Source organism: Mycobacterium sp., assembly GCF_032161845.1.
GTDB lineage: Bacteria > Actinomycetota > Actinomycetes > Mycobacteriales > Mycobacteriaceae > Mycobacterium.
Genome location: NZ_JAVRQA010000178.1, coordinates 1 through 21890 on the forward strand (window position 1 = coordinate 1; position 21890 = coordinate 21890).

A 21890-nucleotide genomic window follows, 5' to 3' on the forward strand; every position below is an offset into this window, starting at 1 on the left:
AAGAAACCGACGCCCCAGCCGTCGGCATTGACCAGGCCGTGCTTCTGTCGACGTGGCGAATATGACTGTACGACAAGGCCATACGGCTGTTCGAGGACCAAAGACGACACCGAGACGGGCTCACCCAGCCAACCGAGATGACGGCACATCAGGCGTCCCACGCGAGTCGCACGCCCGAGAAGATCTGCCTGCGGATCGGATGGTCCCAGTTGCGGAAGCTCGGCCTCAGAATGCTGGCGGCGACCGACCACGCGCCGCCGCGGAGGACCTTGAAGTCACCATCGAAGAAGGGGCGGGAGTACTGGTCGTAGAGCATCGGGGTGAACCCCGGCCAGGGTCGTAGCGGCGAGGTGGTCCACTCCCACACGTCACCGAGCATCTGCTCGGCGCCGTAGGCCGAAGCTCCCGTCGGATAGGCCCCGACCGGTGCGGGCCGCAGCGCCTCGCCGCCCAAATTGGCCAACGCGTCGGTGGGTTCGGAAGCACCCCAAGGGAATCGACGGCGTGCACCCACCGCGGGGTCCCACGCGCAGGCCTTCTCCCATTCCATCTCCGTCGGCAGTCGGGCGCCTGCCCACGCGGCGTACGCCTCGGCCTCGAAGAACGTGACGTGCTGCACGGGCTCATCGACGGGAATGTCCTCGACGTACCCGAATCGTGTCCGCGTGCCATCCGCAGCCCAGAACTTCGGGGCCGTCAGCCCGGCCTGGTCGCGGTGTACCCAGCCGGCGTCGGACCACCACCGCGGTTCGCGGTAGCCGCCGTCGTCGATGAAGTCACGCCACTCACCGTTCGTGACGGGAACGCGTCCGATTCGGAAGGACGGCACGTCGACGACGTGCGCGTCGCGTTCGTTGTCCAGCGACATGGGCTCCGCGGCGGCAGTCACACCGAGGATGAACGGGCCGCCAGGTACTGCCACCGACGTGCCCGCCACGCCGGAGCGACCGGACGGCAGCGGTGCGCCGCGGCCAAGGATTGGTGGACCGGTGCGGATGCTCAGCGCCTGCAGCATCGTCTCGTCGTGCTGGTTCTCGTGGCTGACCACCAGGCCGAAGACGAAGGCCGGGTCGATGCCCGTGCCGTCTTCTTCGGGCAGAACGTCAAGTGCGTCAAGGGCTTTCGCGCGAACGGTGCCGCAGAACTTCCGCGCGTCCTCGGGTGGCAGCAGGGGAAGGTCGGCACGGCTGGCCCGCGAGTGCGCGAACGCGTCGTAGAGTCCTTCGACGGCCGTTGGCAGCAGGCCGGGCCGGTTCGGATCATTTCCGCGTAGTAGCCACATCTCCTCCTGCCAGCCGATGTGGGCGAGATCCCACACCAGCGGACTCATCAACGGGTCGTACTGTCGCAGGAGTTCCGCATCGTCGATCTCCACCAGTCGCAGCGTGCGTTCCCGCGTCACGGCGAGGTCCCTGGCCAGCGCCTCTCGCGTGGTCACGCCATCATTCCCGCCGATCGACTGACGGCCGCTTGCACACCACCGCCGACCACGAGGTCGGCGAAGTCGTCGGCCGAACTCCTGCCCTGCTCCACCTGACGCAACAACCTTTGCATCGCGCCGTCTAATTCCTTCGGTGCCAATTCGGCGGCGGTTTGCACGCAGCGGAGGGCGGCCGCCTGCAGATGCCGGTCGCCGAGCCCGACCCTGGCAGCCCGGTCCCATTCGGTCGCGACCCGCTCGGTGGCCTCCGCCGCGACATCAGCGGCCGCGGGGTCGTCGAGCAGCGTGGTCAGGGTGAAGACCACAGCGGGCCAGACGTCGTCCGGCGTGCTGTCGAGGTAGCGGATCTCGAGGAATCCCCTCGGTCGCACCGGTGGGAACAGCGTGGTGAGGTGGTAGTCCAGATCGGCGACCGTCGGGCGGCGACCGCCGAGCAGCGCTCGTCCGTCGACCCAGTCGGCGAACGGAATCACCTCGGTCATCGGGACGGTCTCGGGACCCTGGACCAGCATCACCGGCGCCTTCAGCGCGTAGCGGACCCAGTCGTCAACCGGGTTGTTGCCGCTAGTGCCAAGCACGGGACCGCAGCGCGCGGAGTCCAATTGACTCCACACGCGCTGCCTGGTGCTGCGCCAGCCGGAGAATTCGGCGCCCAGCAGCGGAGAGTTGGCGGCGATGGCGATCATCGTCGGCCCGAGCGCGTGCGCGAGGCGAACCCTCTCCGCCCAGCCCGCACGCGGCCCTGCGTCGAGATTGACCTGCACCGAAGCCGTGGACGTCATCATCGCGGCGCCGGCCTCGATGGTGCCGCTGGCGGCAAAGAACTGCTCCATGGCGCGATATCGATCGCCAGGGTTGACCCGCTTGGCGGGGCGCAGGGGGTCGGCACCCAACAGCACCAAGCCGAGGCCGTTCTGAGCGAACACCTCCCGGAGCACCTCCCGATCGGACTGCATCGCCGTGATGGCCGGCAGTACCGCCTCGGCTGGGAGACCGGACAGTTCCACCGCGCCACCCGGCTCGATCGTGATGGGGCTGCCGTTCGGCAGGGCAGGAACCTGGGCGATCACCCTGGTGAGTTCGTCCCAGGACGGGCGCCGCATGGGATCGGCTAGAGCGAAGCAGTGTGCCTCGATCTCCAATCCGACCTGGCCGACGGGACCGTCCCTCAGACAGTCCTCGCCAATGCGCGACCCAGCGTCGTCGGAGTCGGCGAGCTCGACCTCTGTCGAATTGGCCGAACGGGTGCTGCACAAGCTTGCGGTGGTGGTCACGTCAACCACTCCCTCCGAATCACCGCGCGGGGGCGGGGCGCGATATCCATTCGATGAACGATGCCCTGTTCATCCTCCAGAGACCACCGACAAACTCGCGCGATCTTGTCGGCACAGTCCGTCGTAGTGGGCCCCATATCCGCGACCGTTACTGACCCAGGGTGTTCTGCATCGCGCCGGCCAGTACGTTTACCGCCGGACCGCCATTGCCAGGCTGGCAGACTTTCGCTTGTAGCAGAACGTTCTCGCGCAGTCTGGTTTGAATGAAGCATCGCCGATCAGTACCCGCCTCCTGCTTCACCCACACCGCATCGGTACCCGTTGGCGCGGCGCCGGAGAACGTCCACACCTGCGTGACGAAGTCCTCAAGGTGCATCGCGGTGGTCTGTCCGGCGCAGCCGACCGTCCTGTCGGTCACGCGGTGGAAGGCCCGATTGGCGGCGTCGTTGGTGGCGAACACCCCGACTGTCTGCTTGACCAGGTTGGTGTCGTCGTTGGCCGCCCGCTGAGCCGTGGCACCGTTGAACGACGCCAGGTCGGGGTCCTGGTACACCTCGGGCAACCCGATGTCGGCCCAGTTGTTGCACTCGGGGCTGTCGACGTAGAAACCCTGGAAGGGCGCGGTGAACGTCGACTCCCATGTCATCGGGGCCCCGACGATGTTGCCGACCGATCCCTTGCCGAGCACGGCGTAGGACACCACTCCCGGATCCGACGGACGCGCGGCTGCGGGCGGCGCTACGGCGACGCCCACGGCCAAGCCGACGCCGAGCCATACTCCCCTCCGCATCAGACCTTCGCCGACAGCTTGACGTCGATGTTGCCGCGCGTGGCCTTGGAGTACGGGCACACGCCGTGCGCCTTCTCCATCAACTCGTCGGCCACCTCTTGCTTCAACCCGGGCAGGTAGCCGATCAGGTGGGCGGTCAGGCCGAAACCGCCCGCTTCCCCGCCGTCCTTGCCGAACCCGATCTGGGCGGTGATGCCGCTGGCGTCGTCGATGGTGATCTTCTCGTTGCGCGCGACCAGGCGCAGCGCGCCGAGGAAGCACGCCGAGTACCCGGCCGAGAACAGCAGTTCGGGGTTGACGCCCTCGCCACTGCCACCCATTTCCTTGGGCGGGCGGGTGTCGAGGTCGATCTTGCCGTCGGCGGAGGTCACGTGGCCGTCGCGGCCCCCACCGGTAGCCGTGGATTCTGCGGTGTAGACGACGTCGATGCTCATGCGCTCGATCATGCCAGGACGAGGTACGACCAAGGGCCCGTCAGAAGATCGTCAGCGTGCAATACGTGCGAGCGGGCGACGGGTAGGGCCACGCGTACTGGCCGGCGGCCGCGGGGCAAGCCTGCTGGTCGCGAACGTCGAGGCGTTGGGTGACCTGGACGAGCAGACCCTGTTGGCCGCGTTCTGCACAGTCGGCCAGTTGAAGCATCCCGATGGGCATGTCCATGACGTAGCAGTGAGCGGCGACGAGATTGGGCACCAGGCAGAGACGGGATGTCGCCGGGTCGGCGAATTGTGTTGGCACGTGCTGATATTCAGTACTCGGGCAGGACCCCGATGAATCCGCGACGGCGCCAACGGTGTAGCTGGGGTCGGCGGCGCAGGACACCTTGTCGGCGGTCAACGCGTCGGGTACCCCCGGAGCCTGGGCCGGGATCGCGACGCAGTCTCCGACGGAGAACACCTTGGCCAAGCCGCGTTCCGGTTCCGCAGCGTGGGACGAACAGCCGCTCAGCACCAGCATTGCCGCGCCGACGACTGCGAACAGCACCATTTGCACGCGCGTCATGGGTAGCGACATTGTCACGATTCGGTGCTAGTCGCCACACGTTCCCCAAAGTTCTCAATAGTCCCACAGACCTCAGGAGAATCACGCGTATGTAGTTACATCGGCGTGTCGTGCACACCTCAGCCCGCGCGCACGCCCTCCTCGACCTTCTTGCCGAGATCCTGGTCGACGTTGCGCCAATACTCGAACACTCGCGACAGCACGGGCTCCTTCACCCCGTCGAGAACGTGTCCGATGATGTTGTCGGCAAGCCGGTCGCGCTGCGCGTCGTCCATGACCTCCCGCACCAACGTGCCCGCCTGACCCCAGTCGTCGTCCTCCGGTCGTAACGCGTAGGCCGTCCGGACCATGTCGCCGTCGGACGCCCAGTGCGCCTCTGCCACCCGTCTCGGATCGTCGACCACCGGCCCGCCCATCGAGTTGGGCGCATAGACCGGATCGGTCGCATTGCGGATCCGCATCGGGCCGTCCTTGGAGTACGCGTTGACCTCTACCTTCGGTTCGTTGACCGGAATCTGCTTGTAGTTGACCCCGAGACGGTGACGGTGGGCGTCGGCGTAGGAGAACCCCCGGGCCAGCAGCATCTTGTCCGGCGAAAGCCCGGTACCCGGCACGATGTTGTTCGGTTCGAAGGCCGCCTGCTCGATCTGCGCGTGGTAGTCGACGACGTTTCGGTTCAGCGTCATCGTGCCCACGTCGATCAGCGGGTAGTCCGCATGTGGCCACACCTTCGTCAGGTCGAACGGGTTGAACCGGTAGGTCTTCGCGGCCTCGAACGGCATGATCTGCATCTTCAGCGTCCAGGTCGGAAAGTTGCCCGCCTCGATCGCGTCGAATAGATCCCGCTGGTGATAGTCGCCGTCCTCACCGGCGATCCGGTCGGCGTCCTCCTGGGTCAGGAAGTCGACGCCCTGGTCGGTATGGAAGTGGTACTTCACCCAGGCCATCTCGTCGTTCGCGTTGACCCAGCTGTACGTATGGCTGGAGTAGCCATTCATGTGGCGCCAGGTCTTCGGGATGCCGCGGTCACCCATCAGGTAGGTGACCTGATGCGCCGACTCGGGCACCAGCGTCCAGAAGTCCCACTGCATGTTGTGGTCGCGAAGATTGTTGGCGGCCATCCGCTTCTGACTGCGAATGAAGTTCTGAAACTTCATCGGGTCGCGGACGAAGAACACCGGGGTGTTGTTGCCCACCATGTCGAAGTTGCCTTCGGACGTATAGAACTTCAGCGCGAACCCGCGTGGATCACGCCAGGTGTCTGGGCTGCCACGCTCGCCGGCGACGGTCGAGAATCGGGCCACCATCTCCGTCTTGACGCCCGGCTGGAAGACCGCGGCCTTGGTGTACTGGCTGACGTCGTTGGTCACCTCGAAGTGCCCGAACGCGCCTCCACCCTTGGCGTGCGGTTGACGCTCCGGGATGCGCTCCCGGTTGAAGTTGGCCATCTGCTCGATCAGATAGTGGTCCTGCAGCAGGATCGGGCCGTCGGGCCCGACACTCAGCGAGTGCTCGACGCTTGGTACGGGCGCACCGGCGTCGGTCGTTGCGATTTTCTCGGTCATACGCGGGAGATACCCACGAAGCCGAAATAGCACGCGTCGGCAATCGCTTGCGACGCCACGATGCCCCGCTCACCGTGGTGAACGGGGCATCGTGCGCGTTTGAATCTTCTAACGAGGGGCTTGCGTCGTCTGCCCGCCTGCGCCGGGGCCGCCCTGTCCGCCCTGACCACCCGGCCCGAAGTTGCCTGGCCCTGCGGGTCCGACGTTGCCAGGCCCGCCGGGACCGAACCCACCGGGTCCACCGGGACCGAAACCGCCGGGCCAGCCGTGCTCGGGTCCTCCGCCGTGCATCCGACCTCCGCCGTCGTGCATCTGGCTTCCACCATCGCGATGGTGACCCCCATGGTGGCCACCGCCCACGCTGGCGCCGAGGACGAAACCGGTGCCGAAGATGACGGCAACGATGAACACGACGCCCGCGACGATGCCGACCCACGCGGCCGCGACGTTCAGCTTGCTCCGTCGGGGACGCTCTTCGACGTCATGGCTCTCGACGACGGTCGGCTCCGTCGTGGTGCCGCCGATGGGCCCGGTGACGGGTTCTGGTGAAGATGTTGTTTCGCTCATGTCCACGATGATTGCCGCGGCGGTGATGCGCCACTCATGAACTGGCTATGAATCCGCTATGAGAGTCGGTGGCACCGCCCGCCAAGTCACCTCGGTGGTTGACCAGGGGTCTGAGTCGACGGCGTCTGGGGCGACATCGGGAACTGCGGGAAGATGTTCGGCAACTGGAAGGTCGGTCCGTTGGGGACGACGATGCCGGGACCTGGCCGGTCGAACTGGCCACGCGGCATCGGGAAGATCATCGGGCCGCCCTGCTCGGGGGCCCCGACGCCACCGTCCTGCGGACGAGGCGCCGTTTCCCGGCCGAAGTAGAAGCCCGAACCGAACAGCACCGCGATGATGACGACGGAGCCGGCGATGATGCTCACCCACGAGGCGACCTTGTTGAGGCGGTTGGGCCGTTCCCGCGGAAGCTGCTGCGGCGCGTACGTCGGCGGCGGATACGCATAACCCTGCGGTGCCTGCTGATAGTGCCCCTCGGGCAGCACAGCGGTCTGAGGTCCTGTCGGGGCTTCACCGGGATAGTCGACTGTTTCGCTCATAGGTCGATGATTGTCGTCCCTGCACGGGCGGCTCATCAAATTCCTCGTGAATCACCTATGAGTACCGGTCGGCCGATGGCAGGTTTGTCGATCGTCAGGCGGGCAACTCAACGGCATGGAACAGCAGCAGGTCCCGCCCGCGACGCCGGAGGATGCCACCAAGGCGACCGAGGAACAGCGCGAATTGCAAGAGAAGTTGGATCGCCAAGACGAGGATCCGAATGCACCGGGTCGCCACGAAAGTCGGCACCAAATCGCCGACGAGACCTAGCCCCTGGGGAGCGAATCGCGGCCGCCAGAGGGGGGATTCGGCGGCCGCAATTCGTCCTGCCGCCGAGATTACCGGCGCATCCTGTGATTCCCGTGTGCGACGGCTGTGTACATCATCGATTGTGCATTCGGACCAGCAGATCGCTTACGCGAGCGGCGATGTCATCTCGGACGAGCCGCATGCGTTCGATGCCGTCGATGCCCCGCTCCGAGGGTTCGTCGGTGTCCCAGTTCTCGAACTGGGTTCCCGGAACAGGATCGACGTGGACTTCCCTGCCGAGGGTGACGACGAGGTCGACGTCGTTGACCAGTCGCGGGTCGAGGAGAGTGGGTTTCTGGTCGGTGATGTCGACTCCGGCCTCGGCGAGGGCCTGGGCGGAAAGGCCGTTGATCGCAGCGCCTGGCTTGGTCCCCGCTGAGTAGATTTGCACGACGTCACCGGCGATCTTGCGCATCAGTCCAGCGGCCATCTGAGACTTGCCGCCGTTCTTTACGCATACGAACAGGACGGAGGGGCTATCGGTCATGGGGCACTCCCTTCGAGGTTGGTGCGCCGGGTCTTTCGGGGTCAGTGAAGCGGCGGCGCAGTGCGAGGGAGACGTAGACGAGTGCGACGAGGACGGGCACCTCGATGAGCGGGCCGACGACTCCGGCGAGTGCTTGGCCGGATGTCGCGCCGTAGGTGGCGATCGCGACGGCGATGGCCAACTCGAAGTTGTTTCCGGCGGCCGTGAAGGCCAGCGTGGTGGTGCGCTCATACCCCAGACCGAGAGTCGCGCCCAACAGGTAGCCACCGCCCCACATGATCGCAAAGTAGGCCAGCAGGGGAAGTGCGATGCGGGCGACGTCCATTGGGCGGCTGGTGATCTGATCGCCTTGCAGGGCGAAGAGGATGACGATGGTGAACAGCAGGCCGTAGAGCGCCCACGGCCCGATTCGGGGCAGGACCTTCGACTCGTACCAGGTTCTGCCCTTTACCTTTTCGCCAATTCGGCGGGACAGGTAGCCAGCTAGCAGCGGGACGCCCAGGAAGATGAGCACCGACTGGGCGATCTGCCACGGCGACGTCGAGATGGTGGTCTGCTGCAATCCGAGCCACCCCGGCAGCACGGACAGGTAGAACCAGCCGAGCACGGCGAACATGACCACCTGGAACACCGAGTTGATGGCGACCAGGACGGCGGCGGCTTCGCGGTCCCCGCAGGCCAGGTCGTTCCAGATGATCACCATCGCGATGCAGCGGGCCAGGCCGACGATGATGAGGCCGGTGCGGTAATCGGGTAGATCGGGCAGCAGCAGCCAGGCCAGCGCAAACATCAAGGCCGGGCCGAGGACCCAGTTCACGACCAGAGAGCTGAGTAGCAGTCTGCGATCGCTGGTCACGGTGTCGAGGCGGTCGTAGCGGACCTTGGCCAGCACCGGGTACATCATGATTAGCAGCCCGAGAGCGATCGGCAGGGAGATGCCGTCGACCTGAACTCTCTCCAACGCGGTGTTCAAGCCAGGGGCGAGCCGACCCAGCAGCAGTCCGGCCGCCATGGCGATGCCGATCCACACCGGAAGGAATCGGTCCAGCAGCGACAGTTTTTCGACCACGCCGGGGCGGGGCGAATCCCTCGTCGCGGTCATCAGCAGCAGGATGCGCTGGCGCTGGTGCTGCTCCCGAAGGTGTCGGAGTCGGCGAGCACGGTGTAGACCTCCCACTTCTCCCCGGCCGGCCCGGTGACCCACACCTTGTCCTGCTTGGCGAAGCAGCAGGTGGTGCCGATCTCCTCTTCGGTGAACAATCCCTCGTTGGTGAGCCTGGCGATCTCGGCGTGCACCCTGTCGGTGGACTCCACTTCGACACCAAGGTGGTTGATGGTGCCACCCTTGCCGGGGTTCTCCAGCAGGACGAGTTTGAGCGGCGGCTCGGCGATCGCGAAGTTCGCGTAGCCGGGCTTGACCTTCGCGGGTTCGGTGTTGAACAGCTTGGAGTAGAACGTGACGGCTTCGTCGAGATCGTCGACGTTGAGGGCGAGCTGGGCGCGGGACACGTGCGGCCTCCATACCTGTAAGACTTATGTCGAACTAGTGGACGTCACCGATCATGCCCACCTCTTCGACGTATGTCAATGCCTATGGCAGGATGGGTCGCATGCCCAAGACGTTGCCGACGATCGACATGTCGTCGCCGATCTGCTGCTCCCCGGTCGCCGCGGGTCCACTCGACGACGACGCCGCGCTGGAGATTGCCTTGCGCCTCAAGGCATTGGCCGACCCCGTGCGGGTCAAACTCGTGTCGCTGCTGTTCAGTTCGACCGACGGCGCAGTGTGCAGCTGCGACCTCGCCACGGCGGTGGGCGTCACCGAATCAACCGTGAGTCACCATCTTTCGCAGTTGCGCCGCGCCGGTCTCGTCGAGTCGGAACGCCGAGGGATGAACGTCTACCACCGACCCCGCCGCGAGTCCCTGGTAGCGCTCTGCACGGTGCTCGACCCGAACTGCTGCCGTTGACCGTCGCCCGATCAGCCTGCTGACTAAGGCTTGGCCGGATTCACCGCGAACTGGATGACTCGATACGGCGCATTGTCGGCCTGCGGCAACGTATTCCATTGACTGACGAACACCCGCAGCTCGTCGAGCGTCGACCCCGGCGAGATGTAGCCGCCGTAGGGCTGGGCGAGTCGGTTGTCCTCCGGTGGCGGCAGCTGGTCCACCTCGTCGGGCCACGCACCCGCCTGCACCACCGTCGTCACGGGCGCGGAGCCGAGTCCCGTCGGACCGTCGGCGACGCGAACCTCCATGTTGCCGGTACTCGCATTGAAGTACGACAGCACGGTCTTGCCGTCGATCTGCCGAATGCTCATCTCCCCCACCCGGTCTCCCCACAACGGGACGGGCGCCTTCCCCCATGTCCCGCCGCCCGACCAGGCCTGCCAACTCGAGCGATCGGTGAAGGATTGCGGGGTCGCCCGGTACAACTCGACCGGGCCGCTGCGGTCGAAGTCGTTGGCGACGACGTACACCCATCCGCTTTGCGAGTCAGGTGTCGGGATCGGATCGTAGTAGCCGGTGATCTGCGACTGCCTGCCACCCGCGTAGTCGGCCGGCCGCTGCGACTTCGGTACCGTCGCCCAATTGCCCTGGAACGCAGACGCCTTCACCAATCTTGACGTGGCGGGCACCAGGTCCTTGGTGGTGGTCACCAACATGTAGTTCTCGCGGTTGATCTGGACCACACCCGCGGGCAGCTGCGACGTCCCCGGCGGCGTCGGGTCGGCGAGCAGCGGCTTGTCCGTGCCGGCGACGCCGAAGTAGCGCACCCCGGCCGGGTCGTCCACCGAGTCCATGTCGACGTGCAGCGCGATCGGCGAGAAGTGCGGCCCGAAGGCTACGCCCTGTCCGGCGAAGCTGTCCCCACACACCTGCAGCAACCCGCTGGGGAACTCCATGAACTCACAGAGATCCGTGGCGCCGATTCCGTAATCCCTTGTCGGCGTGCCCGTTCCAGCTGTCGGCCCGATCCGCATCACCTGACCGGGCGCCAGTGGCGGCAGCACTGGCTGCGGTGCCGGCGCGGGCGGATCGGCCGCCGCCAGCGGCACGGGCAGCATCGAGACGCACAGCAGCGCCGCGCCCGCTGCCCATGGACGTCGCACTTACAGCTGAGCGGCGAGCAGCTCGGCGATCTGAATGGTGTTGAGCGCAGCTCCCTTTCGGAGATTGTCTCCGGAGACGAACAACGCAAGACCCCGTCCATCGGGTGCGCCGGGATCCTGCCGGATGCGCCCGACGAGCGAGTCGTCGGCACCGGCGGCGGCCAGCGGAGTCGGAACGTCCACCAGCGTCACACCCGGCGCGGATGCCAGCAATTCCCTGGCCCGCTCTGGCGACAACGGCCGCGCGAACTCGACGTTGATCGACAGCGAATGTCCGGTGTACACCGGCACCCGCACACAGGTGCCACTGACCAAGAGGTCCGGGATGCCCAGGATCTTGCGGCTCTCGAACCGCAGCTTCTGGTCCTCGTCGGTCTCGCCAGAGCCGTCGTCGACGAGCGACCCCGCCAGCGGCACCACGTTGAAGGCGATCGGGGCGACGTACTTGTTCGGCGCGGGGAACTGCAGCGCCGACCCGTCGTGCACCAACTGCTCGCTGTCCTCGACCACGGCACGCGCCTGACCGTAGAGTTCCTCGACACCGGCCAGCCCGCTACCGGAGACCGCCTGATAGGTCGAGGCGATCATTCGGACCAGGCCCGCCTCGTCGTGCAGAACCTTCAATACGGGCATCGCGGCCATCGTGGTGCAGTTCGGGTTGGCGATGATGCCCTTGGGACGGTTGCCTGCATCGCGCTGAAAGTTGACCTCCGACACCACCAGTGGGACGTCGGGATCCTTGCGCCAGGCCGACGAGTTGTCGACGACGACCGCGCCTGCGGCGGCGAACCGCGGCGCTTGGATGCGGGACATGGTGGCCCCGGCCGAGAACAGCGCGATGTCGAGACCCGACGGGTCAGCCGTCTCGGCGTCCTCGACCACGATCTGCTGGCCCTTGAACTCGAGCTTCTTTCCCTGCGACCGAGCCGATGCGAAGAACCGCACGCTGTCGGCCGGGAAGTCGCGCTCCTCGAGCAGGCGGCGCATGACCTGGCCGACCTGACCGGTCGCGCCGACCACACCTATCGAAATCATTTAGAGCCCACTTCCCGCATACACGACGGCTTCCTCTTCGCCGCCCAGATTGAACGCCTCGTGCAACGCCGCAACGGCCTTGTCCAACTCGGTGTCCTTGACGAGCACCGAGATTCGGATCTCCGACGTCGAGATGAGATCGATGTTGACGCCGACGGCCGCCAACGCCTCGCAGAAGGTTGCGGTGACCCCGGGATGGCTGCGCATGCCCGCGCCGATCAACGACACCTTGCCGATGTGGTCGTCGTAAAGCACCTGGGTGAAACCGATTTCGTGCTTGAGCGTGGTGAGCTTCTCGACGGCACCGGGGCCGCTCTCCCGCGAGCAGGTAAACGTGATGTCGGTCTTGCCGTCCTCGACCTTGGAGATGTTCTGCAACACCATGTCGATGTTGACGTCCGCATCGGCCACGGCGCGAAAGACCTTGGCGGCGTAGCCGGGAACGTCGGGCAGTCCGACGACGGTCACCTTCGCCTCACCGCGGTCGTGAGCGACTCCGGTCAGGATGGCGTCTTCCATGGGGATGTCCTCCATCGATCCTTTGACGAGCGTGCCCGGTTTGTCGGAGTACGACGACCGGACGTGTATCGGAACGTCGTAGCGGCGGGCGTATTCCACGCAGCGCAGCATGAGTACCTTGGCTCCCGCCGCCGCCATCTCGAGCATTTCCTCGAAGCTGACGGTGTCCAGGTGCCGAGCGTTGGGCACGATGCGCGGGTCGGCGGTGAAGATGCCGTCCACGTCGGTATAGATCTCGCAGACGTCGGCGCCCAACGCCGCGGCCAGCGCAACGGCGGTGGTGTCCGAACCACCCCGACCGAGGGTGGTGACGTCCTTGCTGTCCTGGCTGACGCCCTGGAAGCCGGCGACCAGCACGATCAGGCCTTCGTCCAGCGCGTCCCTGAGCCGGCCTGGGGTGACGTCGATGATCTTGGCGTTGCCGTGCGTGCCGGTGGTGATGACACCCGCCTGCGACCCGGTGAAGGACCGCGCCTCGGCGCCGAACGTGGAGATGGCCATCGCGACCAGCGCGTTGGAGATGCGTTCCCCGGAAGTCAGCAGCATGTCCATCTCGCGCGCTGGCGGCGCGGGGTTCACCTGACGGGCCAGGTCGAGCAGGTCGTCGGTGGTGTCGCCCATGGCGGAGACGACGACGACGACGTCGTTGCCGGCCTTCTTGGTCTCGACGATGCGCTCGGCGACCCGGCGAATCCGGTCGGCGTCCGACACCGAGGATCCGCCGTATTTCTGCACGACGAGCGCCACTGTTCGCCTTTCCATGATCAGGTGGGAGTCCCGTCAAGGATAAGGGGTCTGCGCACCCGGTTTTCCCCTCCAGCCCGGCGGTAGCGTCAGATGCGTGACCAACCGACTGGCCGAGACCCGAGTACCGATCCATGGGCCGATCGCCGAGCGCTGGAGTCCCCGCGCGTTCGACCCCGACGCGACGGTCACCGTCGCGCAGGTGACGGCGTTGCTGGAGGCGGCCCGCTGGGCAGCGACCTGGGGACATCGCCAGCCGGTCCGGTTCGTCGTCGGCCTGCGCGGCGACGAGACGTTCGGCGCGCTCGCGGGGACGCTCAAGCGCGGCAATGCGTACGCACGTGCGGCGGGAGCAATGATCCTGGTCTGCGCCGACGAGGGACCCGACGAGCGGACGGCGCGCTACTCGGGCGTCGACGCGGGGGCTGCGATTGCCAACGCCAGCATCGAGGCGGTCGCTCGGGGTCTGATCGCCCACCCGATGGCGGGATTCGACGCCGAAGCGGCACGCGTCGCCTTCGGTGTCCCCGACGAGGTCAGGCCGCTGGCGGTGCTGGCCGTCGGAACCCTGGGGGACTACTCGACGGCCGATGAGGCGGTCGTCGAGAGGGACTCCCAGGCCCGCGAGCGGCTCCCCCTCGAGCAGGTGGCATTCACCGGAAGGTGGGGGTCGGCGTTTACGCGCACGTCGTCGCAAGCTGGCTGATCTGGGCCTGGAACTGGTCGTAGAGCGCGGTGACCACCATCGCCGCCGGGGGCGCCGCCGCACCTGGCGCGGTGTGCTCGCTCTGTGCGTCGAGGTCGACGCGGGCCCTGACGAGGCGATCCGCTGTCTGCGCCACGTCGCGCGACGGCCCGACCAGGTCCGCTGTCGTGACCTTCGCCGCCCGGTCGGCCAAGCCGTCCGCCCACGCACGGTAGTCGAGCTCACTTGGCTCGGTCGCCGCCTCCTTGGATCCGGCGTCGGGCACGTGGGTCTTGGCGTTCATCGCGTCGATCTGGGTCTTGTTGAAAGACAGCAACTCTCGCACCTGGGCGCAGTCGGCGGAGGAAGGTCCCCGGAAGAACACCCACCAGATGCCGGTGCCAAGGAGGATGGCCACCAGCACCACGACCGTCGTCAGCGGCCTCATTCGTTTCACACCTCGATGCTGACACAGCCATCAGCCGATGCCGCAGTCGAGCTCACTTCCATAGCGTCTCGAAGGACGTGACCGAGTGCCCGAGCGACCGGGCACTCAGTGCGCGGATGGCCCGCCGTTCGACCACTTCGAAGCTGGCGCCGACGTGCTCGTGCAGCGCCTTGCGGCCCGCTTCGAGCTCGTCGTGAAGGAGGAGGTCGACGATCTCGAGGTGCTCGACGATGGTCGCGGTCACCCGTTCGGCGGTGATGAAGTCGTACATCCGGATCAGCCGGATGCGCCGGTTGAGGTTGTCCAGCGTCGCGACCATCGCCAAGTTGCCGGACGCCGCGGCCAGCTCGATGTGGAACGCCTCGTCGAGTAACACCATGTCGGCCTCCGGCGGCGGAGGGCTGGCCTCGAGCGCCTTCCACACCACTTCCAGCGCGGCCAGCCTGTCCTTGTCGTAGCGCAGCTCCTCGGTTTCCAGTATCCGCGTGACGCCTCGAAGTTCGATGGTGATACGTAATTCGTACAGGTCACGCACACCCGCGATGTCCAGGGCGACGGGGTAGTACCCGTCATTTCGACGTTCGAGCATGCCGTCGGCGTGCAGCCGGACCAGCGCCTCGCGCAGGGGGGTCCGGCTGACGTTGAACGCCTCGCAGAGCTGCGACTCGACCAGCCGGGTGCGATGGTCGATCTCGCCGATCATCAGCTTCTTGCCGAGGTCGACGTAGACGCGATCGCGGAGCGAAATCGGCTCGTCGACGTCGTCAGCCGCCATGGATCGCGTTCCTCCTCAGTTGCGCTCGAGACTCGTAGCTCGAGACCGATTATCACGCAGGGGCCGGTTGCGGTACGCCGTTCACCCGCGCTCGCACCGCGTTCAAGCCCGCCACCACCGCCGCACTGGTGGCGTGGGCACCGAACACCCCGCCCTGCATCGTGATCATGTTCAGCGCCGCTAGGTGATTCGAATAGTCCGTGGCACCCGTGGCGTCGGAGACCACCAGGCATTCGTAGCCGCGGTCGTTGGCGTCGCGCATGGTGGTGTGCACGCACACGTCGGTCGTGATGCCGGTGAAGACGATGTGCGTGATGTCGTTGCTCCGCAGGATCAGCTCAAGGTCCGTGGCATAGAAACTACCCTTGCCCGGTTTGTCGATGACGGGTTCGCCGGCCTGCGCGGCCATCTCGGGCACCAGCTCCCAGCCCGGTTCACCGATGGTCAGGATGCGCCCGCACGGGCCGACGGACCCGATCTCCGCACCGATCTGGGCTGACCGCCACCTCTTGTTCGCCGGGAGATCGGACAGATCGGGACGGTGCCCCTCGCGGGTGTGGATGATGAACAGTCCCGCCTCGCGGGCGGCCGCGAGCACCTCCTGCGCCGGGCCCAGCGGCGTGCGCACCAGCGAGAGGTCGTATCCCATGGTGTCGACGTATCCGCCCGTGCCACAGAAGTCGACCTGCCAGTCGATGTTGATCAAGGCCGTTCGGCCGGTGGGGATGTCACCGTCGTAGGGCCAGGTGTACGGAGTGGCGTCGATGGTCACGGTATCGCCGGTCATGCGGGTTCTGCACTCAGTGTGGGCTGTGCGACGGGAAGGTAGGAAAGGGCGGTGAAGGCGAGCGCTCCGACGACCATGGCGACGATGGCATCCGACAGCTGCGGTGCGTAGAAGTGCGTGCCGAGCGCCACGGCGGCACCTATTCCCCACGCCGCGAACGGCTTCCAGTACAGCGCGGTGCCGGCCGGCGCACGGCGCGCGGCGAGCACCACCTGGTCCAGGATCAAGACGATGCCGATCGGCGGGACGAGCACCCCGAGGATGTTCAGCCACGTCGCGAAGTAGGACCAGATACCTGCCACCGCCGCCGCGATGCCGATTGCACCGAGCACGATCGTCAACTGCCGCATGGTCTTTCCGGTGATGTTGCCGAAGCCCACCGCGCCGTTGTACAGGCAGTGCGCACAGACGCTACCGAGGTTGACGAAGACGAAGACGATGGCCAGCGGCACCAAGACCCCGCCGCCACCGACAAGCACGTGCAGGAAGTCGCCGCCGGTCGCCGCGGGTTCTGCCGAGGCTCCGAGTGCGACGACGAAGGCGCCGACGAGTTGCGCGACGAAGTAGGCCACGGGGAAGGCCGCGAACGCGGCCAGTGCGCCCTGCTTGCCGTCTCGGGCCCACCGCGTGAAGTCCGCGGTCATGGTGCCCGAGTCGGCGAAGCACGCGATCACCATCGTCACCGCGACACCGAAGCTGAAGGCACCGGCGCCCGCACCACCGGGATAGGACCAAGCCGAGCCCAGTCCACCGGCGCCAGCGGCCATGACGACGGCCACGATGCCGAGCGGGACGAACAGAGCCGATGCCACGACGCCGATCCACGAAATCGCGCGGATGCCCACGAAGGTGAGCGCCACGAAGAGCACCCCGGCAAGCAGTGTGATCAAGGCGGCGTTCCACCCCATCGACACGTTGAGCGTGGAGCCCACCATGCCGGTCTGGAAGGCGAACCAGCCGATCACCAAGGTGGACAGGAACGCCGACACGACTCGAAAACCCTTGGTACCGAACGTGTCTGCCGCCGTCAGCGCGAAGTTCTTGCCCGATCGCCCGGCGAGATAGCTCAGGGTGCCCACGTAGCCCATCAGCACGGCGTCGCCGACGATGATGGCGAGCATGCCGGTCACGAAGCCCAAGTTGTAAATCACGATCCCCGAGAACACGGCCGAGGTCATGATCATCGGGAAGCCCACCCAGACGGCCGACACCGAGAACAATGACTTGCGGGCAGACAAGGGAACCGGTTCTCGTTCGTACTCCTCGCCTAGTGCGGATTGATGGTCGATGATGCTCTCAGCTACTGTATCCATAGCTGTATACGGTGACGTATACGGATTGCCTGCCCATTTCTCCCCGTGAACAGTCCGTTACCAGCGCCTCACCGGGATGCCGCCAAGGACGTTTACCCGCCCGCAACACCACAATCCCGTCCACGTAACAGAAACATAAGTTACTGCCAGTGAACGGCCCCACAGGGGGCCGCACCACTCAGGAGAAGTAGCTGATGGACGTAGTGGACACAGGCACCACGGCATTCATGCTGTGTTGCATCATCGGCCTCACGCTGATGATTCCCGGGCTAGCGCTGTTCTACGGCGGCATGGTCTCGGTGAAGAGCTCGACGAACATGATGATGATGACCTTCGGGGCGGTCGCCCTCGTCGGCGTCCTCTGGGTGCTGTTCGGCTTCTCGATGGCCTTCGGCACCTCCCACGGTGGCTTCGTCGGCAGCTTCACCGAGTTCGCTGGCATGAAGGACCTGCTGGCCTCGCAGACGACGATCTCCGGACTCCAAGTCAGTCTGTTCGCCCTGTTCCAGGCTTTGTTCGCGGCGATCACCGTCGCACTGGTCTCGGGTGCGGCAGCCGACCGGATGAAGTTCAGCGCCTGGATGGTCTTCGCCGGCCTCTGGGCCGTCCTGGTGTACTTCCCGGTCGCGCACTGGGTGTTCGCGTTCAACGGCGTGGTGACGCCGGACGCCGTCGGCGGCTGGATCGCCAACAACCTCAAGGCCGTCGACTTCGCCGGTGGCACGGCCGTTCACATCAACGCGGGCGCGGCGGCGCTGGCCGTGGCGATCGTCCTCGGCAAGTCCGCGAGTTGGGGCACGCTGCGCAAGCCGCACAACGTGCCGCTGACCCTGCTTGGCGCGGGCCTGCTGTGGGCCGGCTGGTATGCGTTCAACGGCGGGTCGGCACTGGCCGCGGGCAACTCGGCCGCCATCGTGATGGTCACCACGTTCGTCGCCACCTGCGCAGCGACCCTCGCCTGGCTGGCGGTCGAAAAGGTCAAGGACGGTCACGTGACGGGTGTCGGCGCAGCAGCGGGCGCCATCACCGGACTGGTCGCGATCACCCCCGCCTGTGGCGCCGTCACGCCCGTCGGCGGCATCATCCTTGGGCTCATCGCCGGCGCGATCTGCCCCTTCGCGGTGGGCCTGAAATCGCGGTTCGGCTACGACGACTCGCTCGACGTCGTCGGCGTCCACCTGGTCGGTGGTGTCATCGGCACCCTGCTGATCGGTTTCCTGGCCAGCGACGGCATGCCGAGCAAGGTGAACGGCCTCTTCTACGGCGGCGGATTCGATCAGCTGTGGAGGCAGGCGGTGGCCGCAGGCGCCGTCATGACCTACTCGTTCGTCGTCGCGTTCGCGATCGCCTACGCCATCAAGAAGACGATGGGCATCCGCGTCGCTCCGGAGGACGAGGAGAGCGGCATCGACGCCAAGTTGCACCGCGACGCCGCGTACGAACTGCAGAGCGTATAAGAACTGGCCCCGATCGGCGCGATTCGCCCCGCGCCGGTCGGGGCCTCTCGCGCTGCATCAAGTTTCCCCCAGTGATACTTTGATTCTTAACAAGAGACAGGACGACGATGAGCCCCACTGCCAGCACCGACCTCGCGAGTCTCGCGCAGGACTCGGGCACCAAGTTCATCCTTGCGCTGTTCGTCGACCTGCGCGGCAAGCCGTGCGCGAAGTTGGTGCCGGTCGAGGCGATCGACCAGCTCGCGACGGAGGGCGTCGGTTTTGCGGGCTACGCCGTCGGTGCGATGGGACAGGAACCGAAGGACCCCGATCTGGTCGCGATCCCTGACCCCGCCTCGTTCACCCCGATCCCCTTCATCAAGGAGGGGTTGGCACTCGTCCACTGCGACCCGCACGTCGAGGGCAAGCCGTGGCCGTACGCGCCGCGGGTCATCCTCAAGTCGCTCATCGCGCAAGCGGCCGACGCCGGGTTCGAGCCGTGGGTGGGCGCCGAAGTCGAATACTTCCTGCTGACCCGCAACCCGGACGGCAGCTTGGCCACCGCCGACACCGACGACACCGCCGCCCAGCCCTGTTACGACGCCCGCGGAGTCACCCGCATGTACGACCACCTGACCACCGTCTCGACGGCGATGAATCAACTGGGCTGGTCGAACTACGCCAACGACCACGAGGACGGCAACGGGCAATTCGAACAGAACTTCCAGTTCGCCGAAGCCTTGGTCACCGCAGACCGCGTCGTCACGCTGCGGTACCTCCTGTCGATGATCGCCGCCGAACGCGGCATGATCGCCACCTTCATGCCAAAGCCCTTCGCCGACCGCACGGGAACCGGCCTGCACCTTCACGTTTCGCTGACCAGCGGTGGCGCTGCGGCGTTCCCCGGTGATCCGGCCTCCGATGCACACGGCCTCGGCCTTTCACCGACGGCCTACTCGTTCATCGCGGGCATCCTCGACCACGCCTGCGCAATGCAGGCCGTGGTGGGCCCAACGGTCAACTCGTACAAGCGGACCGGCGCCCTCACCACGGCGTCCGGCGCCTCTTGGGCACCCAAGCAGCCCACCTACGGCGGCAATGACCGGACCCACTACGTCCGCGTGCCCGACGATCAGCGCGTCGAACTGCGCGGTGGCGATGGGTCGGCCAACCCCTACCTCGCCATCGCGGCGGCCCTCGGCGCAGGCCTCGACGGCATCGCGCGCAACCTGGACCCCGGCCCCGTCGGCACCGCCACCGACAGCAGCCGACCACTGCCACCGACACTGCTGCATGCGGTCGACGAACTGGTGGACGACGAGGTCATCACCGGGGTGCTCGACGCCGTCGGCAAAGGCGTCGCGAAGTACTTCGCCGACCTCAAGCGCGACGAGTTCTTCAGCTACCACAGCACGGTCAGCCCGTGGGAAGTCGAGCAGTACCTCACCGCCTTCTAATGGCCCAAGACTTGAAACATCAAAGGAGACAAGCAAGATGTGCGGAATCGTAGGGCTGCACCTACGCACACCCGAGCTGTATCCGCGACTGGGCGAGCTGCTCACCGGGATGCTGTGCGAGATGGCAGGTCGGGGCAGTGACTCGGCGGGCGCCGCGGTCTATGGCGATCCGGTCTGGACGCCACCGGGCCGCGGTTGCGTGTCGCTGCTCGGCGTCGGCGTTGACGCCGAAACAGTCAGCGCGACAGTTTGTTCCGATCTCGGTACGCCGGTCGAGGTGACGATGATCGGCGACACCTACCAGTTGACGTCGGACCTCGACTCCGAGGCGCTGCTCGCCGGGGCCAGGCGCGCCTACCCGAACGCACTGGTGGCGGGTTTCGGCGCCGACCTGACGGTGCTCAAGGGTGTGGGCGACCCCGCGACCCTGGCGGCGTCATGGGGACTCTCCAGAGCACAGGGCTGGCAGGGCGTCGGCCACACCAGGATGGCGACCGAGTCCGCAGTGACGCCGTCGGGTGCCCACCCGTATGCCGTCGGACCCGACCAATGCCTGGTGCACAACGGCTCCTTTGCCAACCACGCCACCATTCGTCGCGAATTGCAGTCCGCCGGAGTGCGATTCGACAGTGAGAACGACACCGAAGTGGCCGCGCGGTTCGTTGCGAGCAAGCTGGCAGAGGGCCGCGACGTGGAGACCACACTGAAGGAGTTGTGCGCCACCTTCGACGGCTTCTACACCCTGCTGGTGTCCAGCCGGGATTCGTTCGCCGTGGTGCGGGACGCGATCGCCTGCAAGCCCGCCGTCATCGCCGAGACCGCGGACTGGGTCGCGATGGGCAGCGAGTACCGCGCCCTCTCCGGCCTACCCGGCGTCGAGAAGGCCGTCATCTGGGAGCCCGAGCCGGAGGTCGTCTACGCATGGACACGGTGACATTCGATCTGAAGGAAGCGCCTCTGCGCGAGGTCAACTCGGCCCTTCACGCGCACGACCTCACCGGCGAGTTCGTCATCGAGAACCCCGCAGGCGCGCACAACGTCGCGGTCGGTCTCGACGCCGAGGTGAAGGTGACGATCATCGGCCACGTCGGGTACTACGCGGCGGGGATGAATCAACGCGCCGAGGTGGCCATCGACGGCAACGCCGGCACCGGCGTCGCGGAGAACATGATGAGCGGCACGGTCGTGGTCAAGGGCAACGCCTCCCAGTCCGCGGGTGCGACCGCACACGGCGGACTCCTGGTGATAGACGGCAATGCCGCTGCGCGATGCGGTATCTCGATGAAGGGCGTGGACATCGTCGTCGGCGGCGACGTCGGGCACATGAGCGCATTCATGGCGCAGGCCGGTCGACTCGTCGTGCGCGGAGACGCGGGCGACGCCCTGGGTGACTCGATCTACGAGGCCCGCATCTACGTTCGCGGCAGCGTCAAGTCCCTCGGCGCTGACTGCGTGGCCAAGGAGATGCGGCCCGAGCACCACGAGGAGCTGGGCACGTTGCTCGCGTCCGCGGGCTATGGGAACGACGACACCAACGCCTACACCCGTTACGGCTCGGCCAGGAACCTGTACCACTTCAACGTCGACAACGCAGGAAG

The 21890-nt window shown here is 66.4% G+C and carries 23 protein-coding genes and 2 pseudogenes; 7 read left to right on the forward strand and 18 right to left on the reverse strand.

Features of this window, described 5'->3' with window-relative positions:
* The 9 genes and pseudogenes from QOD90_RS10185 to QOD90_RS10225 form a co-directional block, all read right to left on the reverse strand.
* Positions 1 to 149: pseudogene (locus tag QOD90_RS10185) on the reverse strand (ergothioneine biosynthesis protein EgtC); the annotation flags it as partial.
* Positions 149 to 1438 (reverse strand): ergothioneine biosynthesis protein EgtB, encoded by a 1290-nt coding sequence (gene egtB / locus QOD90_RS10190; RefSeq protein ID WP_526349217.1) that lies wholly within the window; start codon positions 1436 to 1438, stop codon positions 149 to 151. The pseudogene QOD90_RS10185 and the gene egtB, both read right to left, overlap by 1 nt.
* Complete coding sequence (gene egtA, locus QOD90_RS10195) at positions 1435 to 2715, reverse strand: ergothioneine biosynthesis glutamate--cysteine ligase EgtA (RefSeq protein ID WP_526349219.1); 1281 nt, start codon at positions 2713 to 2715, stop codon at positions 1435 to 1437. Before egtA ends, egtB begins: the two co-directional genes overlap by 4 nt.
* 148 nt (positions 2716 to 2863) lie before the next feature.
* Positions 2864 to 3505 carry a sensor domain-containing protein gene (locus tag QOD90_RS10200; protein ID WP_526349221.1) on the reverse strand — a complete coding sequence of 214 codons (642 nt, stop codon included), beginning with the start codon at positions 3503 to 3505 and terminating at the stop codon, positions 2864 to 2866.
* Complete coding sequence (locus QOD90_RS10205; RefSeq protein ID WP_526349223.1) at positions 3505 to 3939, reverse strand: organic hydroperoxide resistance protein; 435 nt, start codon at positions 3937 to 3939, stop codon at positions 3505 to 3507. Before QOD90_RS10205 ends, QOD90_RS10200 begins: the two co-directional genes overlap by 1 nt.
* Before the next feature lie 40 nt (positions 3940 to 3979).
* On the reverse strand, positions 3980 to 4507 hold the full coding sequence (locus QOD90_RS10210) for a hypothetical protein (protein ID WP_526349225.1): 528 nt from the start codon (positions 4505 to 4507) through the stop codon (positions 3980 to 3982).
* A gap of 119 nt (positions 4508 to 4626) precedes the next feature.
* Positions 4627 to 6072 carry a catalase gene (locus QOD90_RS10215; RefSeq protein WP_526349227.1) on the reverse strand — a complete coding sequence of 482 codons (1446 nt, stop codon included), beginning with the start codon at positions 6070 to 6072 and terminating at the stop codon, positions 4627 to 4629.
* A gap of 108 nt (positions 6073 to 6180) precedes the next feature.
* On the reverse strand, positions 6181 to 6639 hold the full coding sequence (locus QOD90_RS10220) for a hypothetical protein (protein WP_526349229.1): 459 nt from the start codon (positions 6637 to 6639) through the stop codon (positions 6181 to 6183).
* 86 nt (positions 6640 to 6725) lie between these two features.
* Positions 6726 to 7181, reverse strand: a complete 456-nt coding sequence (locus QOD90_RS10225) for a hypothetical protein (protein WP_526349231.1) — start codon at positions 7179 to 7181, stop codon at positions 6726 to 6728.
* A gap of 115 nt (positions 7182 to 7296) precedes the next feature.
* On the opposite strand from QOD90_RS10225, the gene QOD90_RS10230 reads away from it, so the two are divergent.
* The gene (locus tag QOD90_RS10230; RefSeq protein ID WP_526349233.1) at positions 7297 to 7452 is read left to right on the forward strand and encodes a hypothetical protein; all 156 of its coding nucleotides are present in this window, start codon (positions 7297 to 7299) and stop codon (positions 7450 to 7452) included.
* A 312-nt stretch (positions 7453 to 7764) separates the two neighbouring features.
* Here the strand turns inward: QOD90_RS10230 and arsB are convergent.
* Positions 7765 to 9086 (reverse strand): annotated as a pseudogene (gene arsB, locus QOD90_RS10235) (ACR3 family arsenite efflux transporter); the annotation flags it as partial.
* On the reverse strand, positions 9080 to 9487 hold the full coding sequence (locus tag QOD90_RS10240) for an ArsI/CadI family heavy metal resistance metalloenzyme (RefSeq protein WP_526349235.1): 408 nt from the start codon (positions 9485 to 9487) through the stop codon (positions 9080 to 9082). The pseudogene arsB and the gene QOD90_RS10240, both read right to left, overlap by 7 nt.
* A gap of 101 nt (positions 9488 to 9588) precedes the next feature.
* On the opposite strand from QOD90_RS10240, the gene QOD90_RS10245 reads away from it, so the two are divergent.
* Positions 9589 to 9948, forward strand: coding sequence for an Rv2640c family ArsR-like transcriptional regulator (locus tag QOD90_RS10245; protein ID WP_526349237.1), 360 nt, complete (start codon positions 9589 to 9591; stop codon positions 9946 to 9948).
* Between the two features lie 23 nt (positions 9949 to 9971).
* Here the strand turns inward: QOD90_RS10245 and QOD90_RS10250 are convergent, their stop codons facing one another.
* Genes QOD90_RS10250 through QOD90_RS10260 form a run of 3 tightly spaced genes read right to left on the reverse strand, consistent with a single transcriptional unit; the run spans position 9972 to position 13394 of the window.
* On the reverse strand, positions 9972 to 11048 hold the full coding sequence (locus QOD90_RS10250; RefSeq protein ID WP_526349257.1) for a DUF4185 domain-containing protein: 1077 nt from the start codon (positions 11046 to 11048) through the stop codon (positions 9972 to 9974).
* 45 nt (positions 11049 to 11093) lie between these two features.
* The gene (locus tag QOD90_RS10255; RefSeq protein WP_526349239.1) at positions 11094 to 12128 is read right to left on the reverse strand and encodes an aspartate-semialdehyde dehydrogenase; all 1035 of its coding nucleotides are present in this window, start codon (positions 12126 to 12128) and stop codon (positions 11094 to 11096) included.
* Positions 12129 to 13394: an aspartate kinase gene (locus QOD90_RS10260; RefSeq protein WP_526349259.1), complete on the reverse strand. Its 1266-nt coding sequence runs from the start codon at positions 13392 to 13394 to the stop codon at positions 12129 to 12131. It abuts the gene before it with no gap.
* Positions 13395 to 13488: 94 nt separating this feature from the next.
* Between QOD90_RS10260 and QOD90_RS10265 the strand changes: the two genes are divergently transcribed.
* A complete protein-coding gene (locus QOD90_RS10265; RefSeq protein ID WP_526349241.1) occupies positions 13489 to 14097 on the forward strand; it encodes a nitroreductase family protein in 609 nt (202 codons plus the stop codon).
* Here QOD90_RS10265 and QOD90_RS10270 read toward each other — a convergent pair.
* Genes QOD90_RS10270 through QOD90_RS10285 form a run of 4 tightly spaced genes read right to left on the reverse strand, consistent with a single transcriptional unit; the run spans position 14069 to position 17399 of the window.
* Positions 14069 to 14533: a hypothetical protein gene (locus tag QOD90_RS10270; RefSeq protein WP_526349243.1), complete on the reverse strand. Its 465-nt coding sequence runs from the start codon at positions 14531 to 14533 to the stop codon at positions 14069 to 14071. The two genes, QOD90_RS10265 and QOD90_RS10270, sit on opposite strands and share 29 nt — an antisense overlap.
* A 43-nt stretch (positions 14534 to 14576) precedes the next feature.
* Positions 14577 to 15299, reverse strand: coding sequence for a GntR family transcriptional regulator (locus QOD90_RS10275; RefSeq protein ID WP_526349245.1), 723 nt, complete (start codon positions 15297 to 15299; stop codon positions 14577 to 14579).
* 52 nt (positions 15300 to 15351) lie between these two features.
* A complete protein-coding gene (biuH, locus tag QOD90_RS10280; protein ID WP_526349247.1) occupies positions 15352 to 16086 on the reverse strand; it encodes a biuret amidohydrolase in 735 nt (244 codons plus the stop codon).
* A complete protein-coding gene (locus tag QOD90_RS10285) occupies positions 16083 to 17399 on the reverse strand; it encodes a cytosine permease (RefSeq protein WP_526349249.1) in 1317 nt (438 codons plus the stop codon). The genes biuH and QOD90_RS10285 overlap by 4 nt, the downstream gene beginning before the upstream one ends.
* Positions 17400 to 17602: 203 nt before the next feature.
* Between QOD90_RS10285 and QOD90_RS10290 the strand changes: the two genes are divergently transcribed.
* From QOD90_RS10290 to QOD90_RS10305, 4 genes are all read left to right on the forward strand, one after another.
* Entirely contained in the window at positions 17603 to 18856 is a 1254-nt protein-coding gene (locus QOD90_RS10290) for an ammonium transporter (RefSeq protein WP_526349261.1), read from the forward strand.
* 107 nt (positions 18857 to 18963) lie between these two features.
* The gene (gene glnT, locus QOD90_RS10295; RefSeq protein WP_526349251.1) at positions 18964 to 20292 is read left to right on the forward strand and encodes a type III glutamate--ammonia ligase; all 1329 of its coding nucleotides are present in this window, start codon (positions 18964 to 18966) and stop codon (positions 20290 to 20292) included.
* 37 nt (positions 20293 to 20329) lie between these two features.
* Positions 20330 to 21226 (forward strand): class II glutamine amidotransferase domain-containing protein, encoded by an 897-nt coding sequence (locus tag QOD90_RS10300; RefSeq protein ID WP_526349253.1) that lies wholly within the window; start codon positions 20330 to 20332, stop codon positions 21224 to 21226.
* The coding region (locus QOD90_RS10305; RefSeq protein ID WP_526349255.1) for a protein glxC at positions 21214 to 21890 on the forward strand (677 nt) is incomplete at its 3' end. The genes QOD90_RS10300 and QOD90_RS10305, both read left to right, overlap by 13 nt.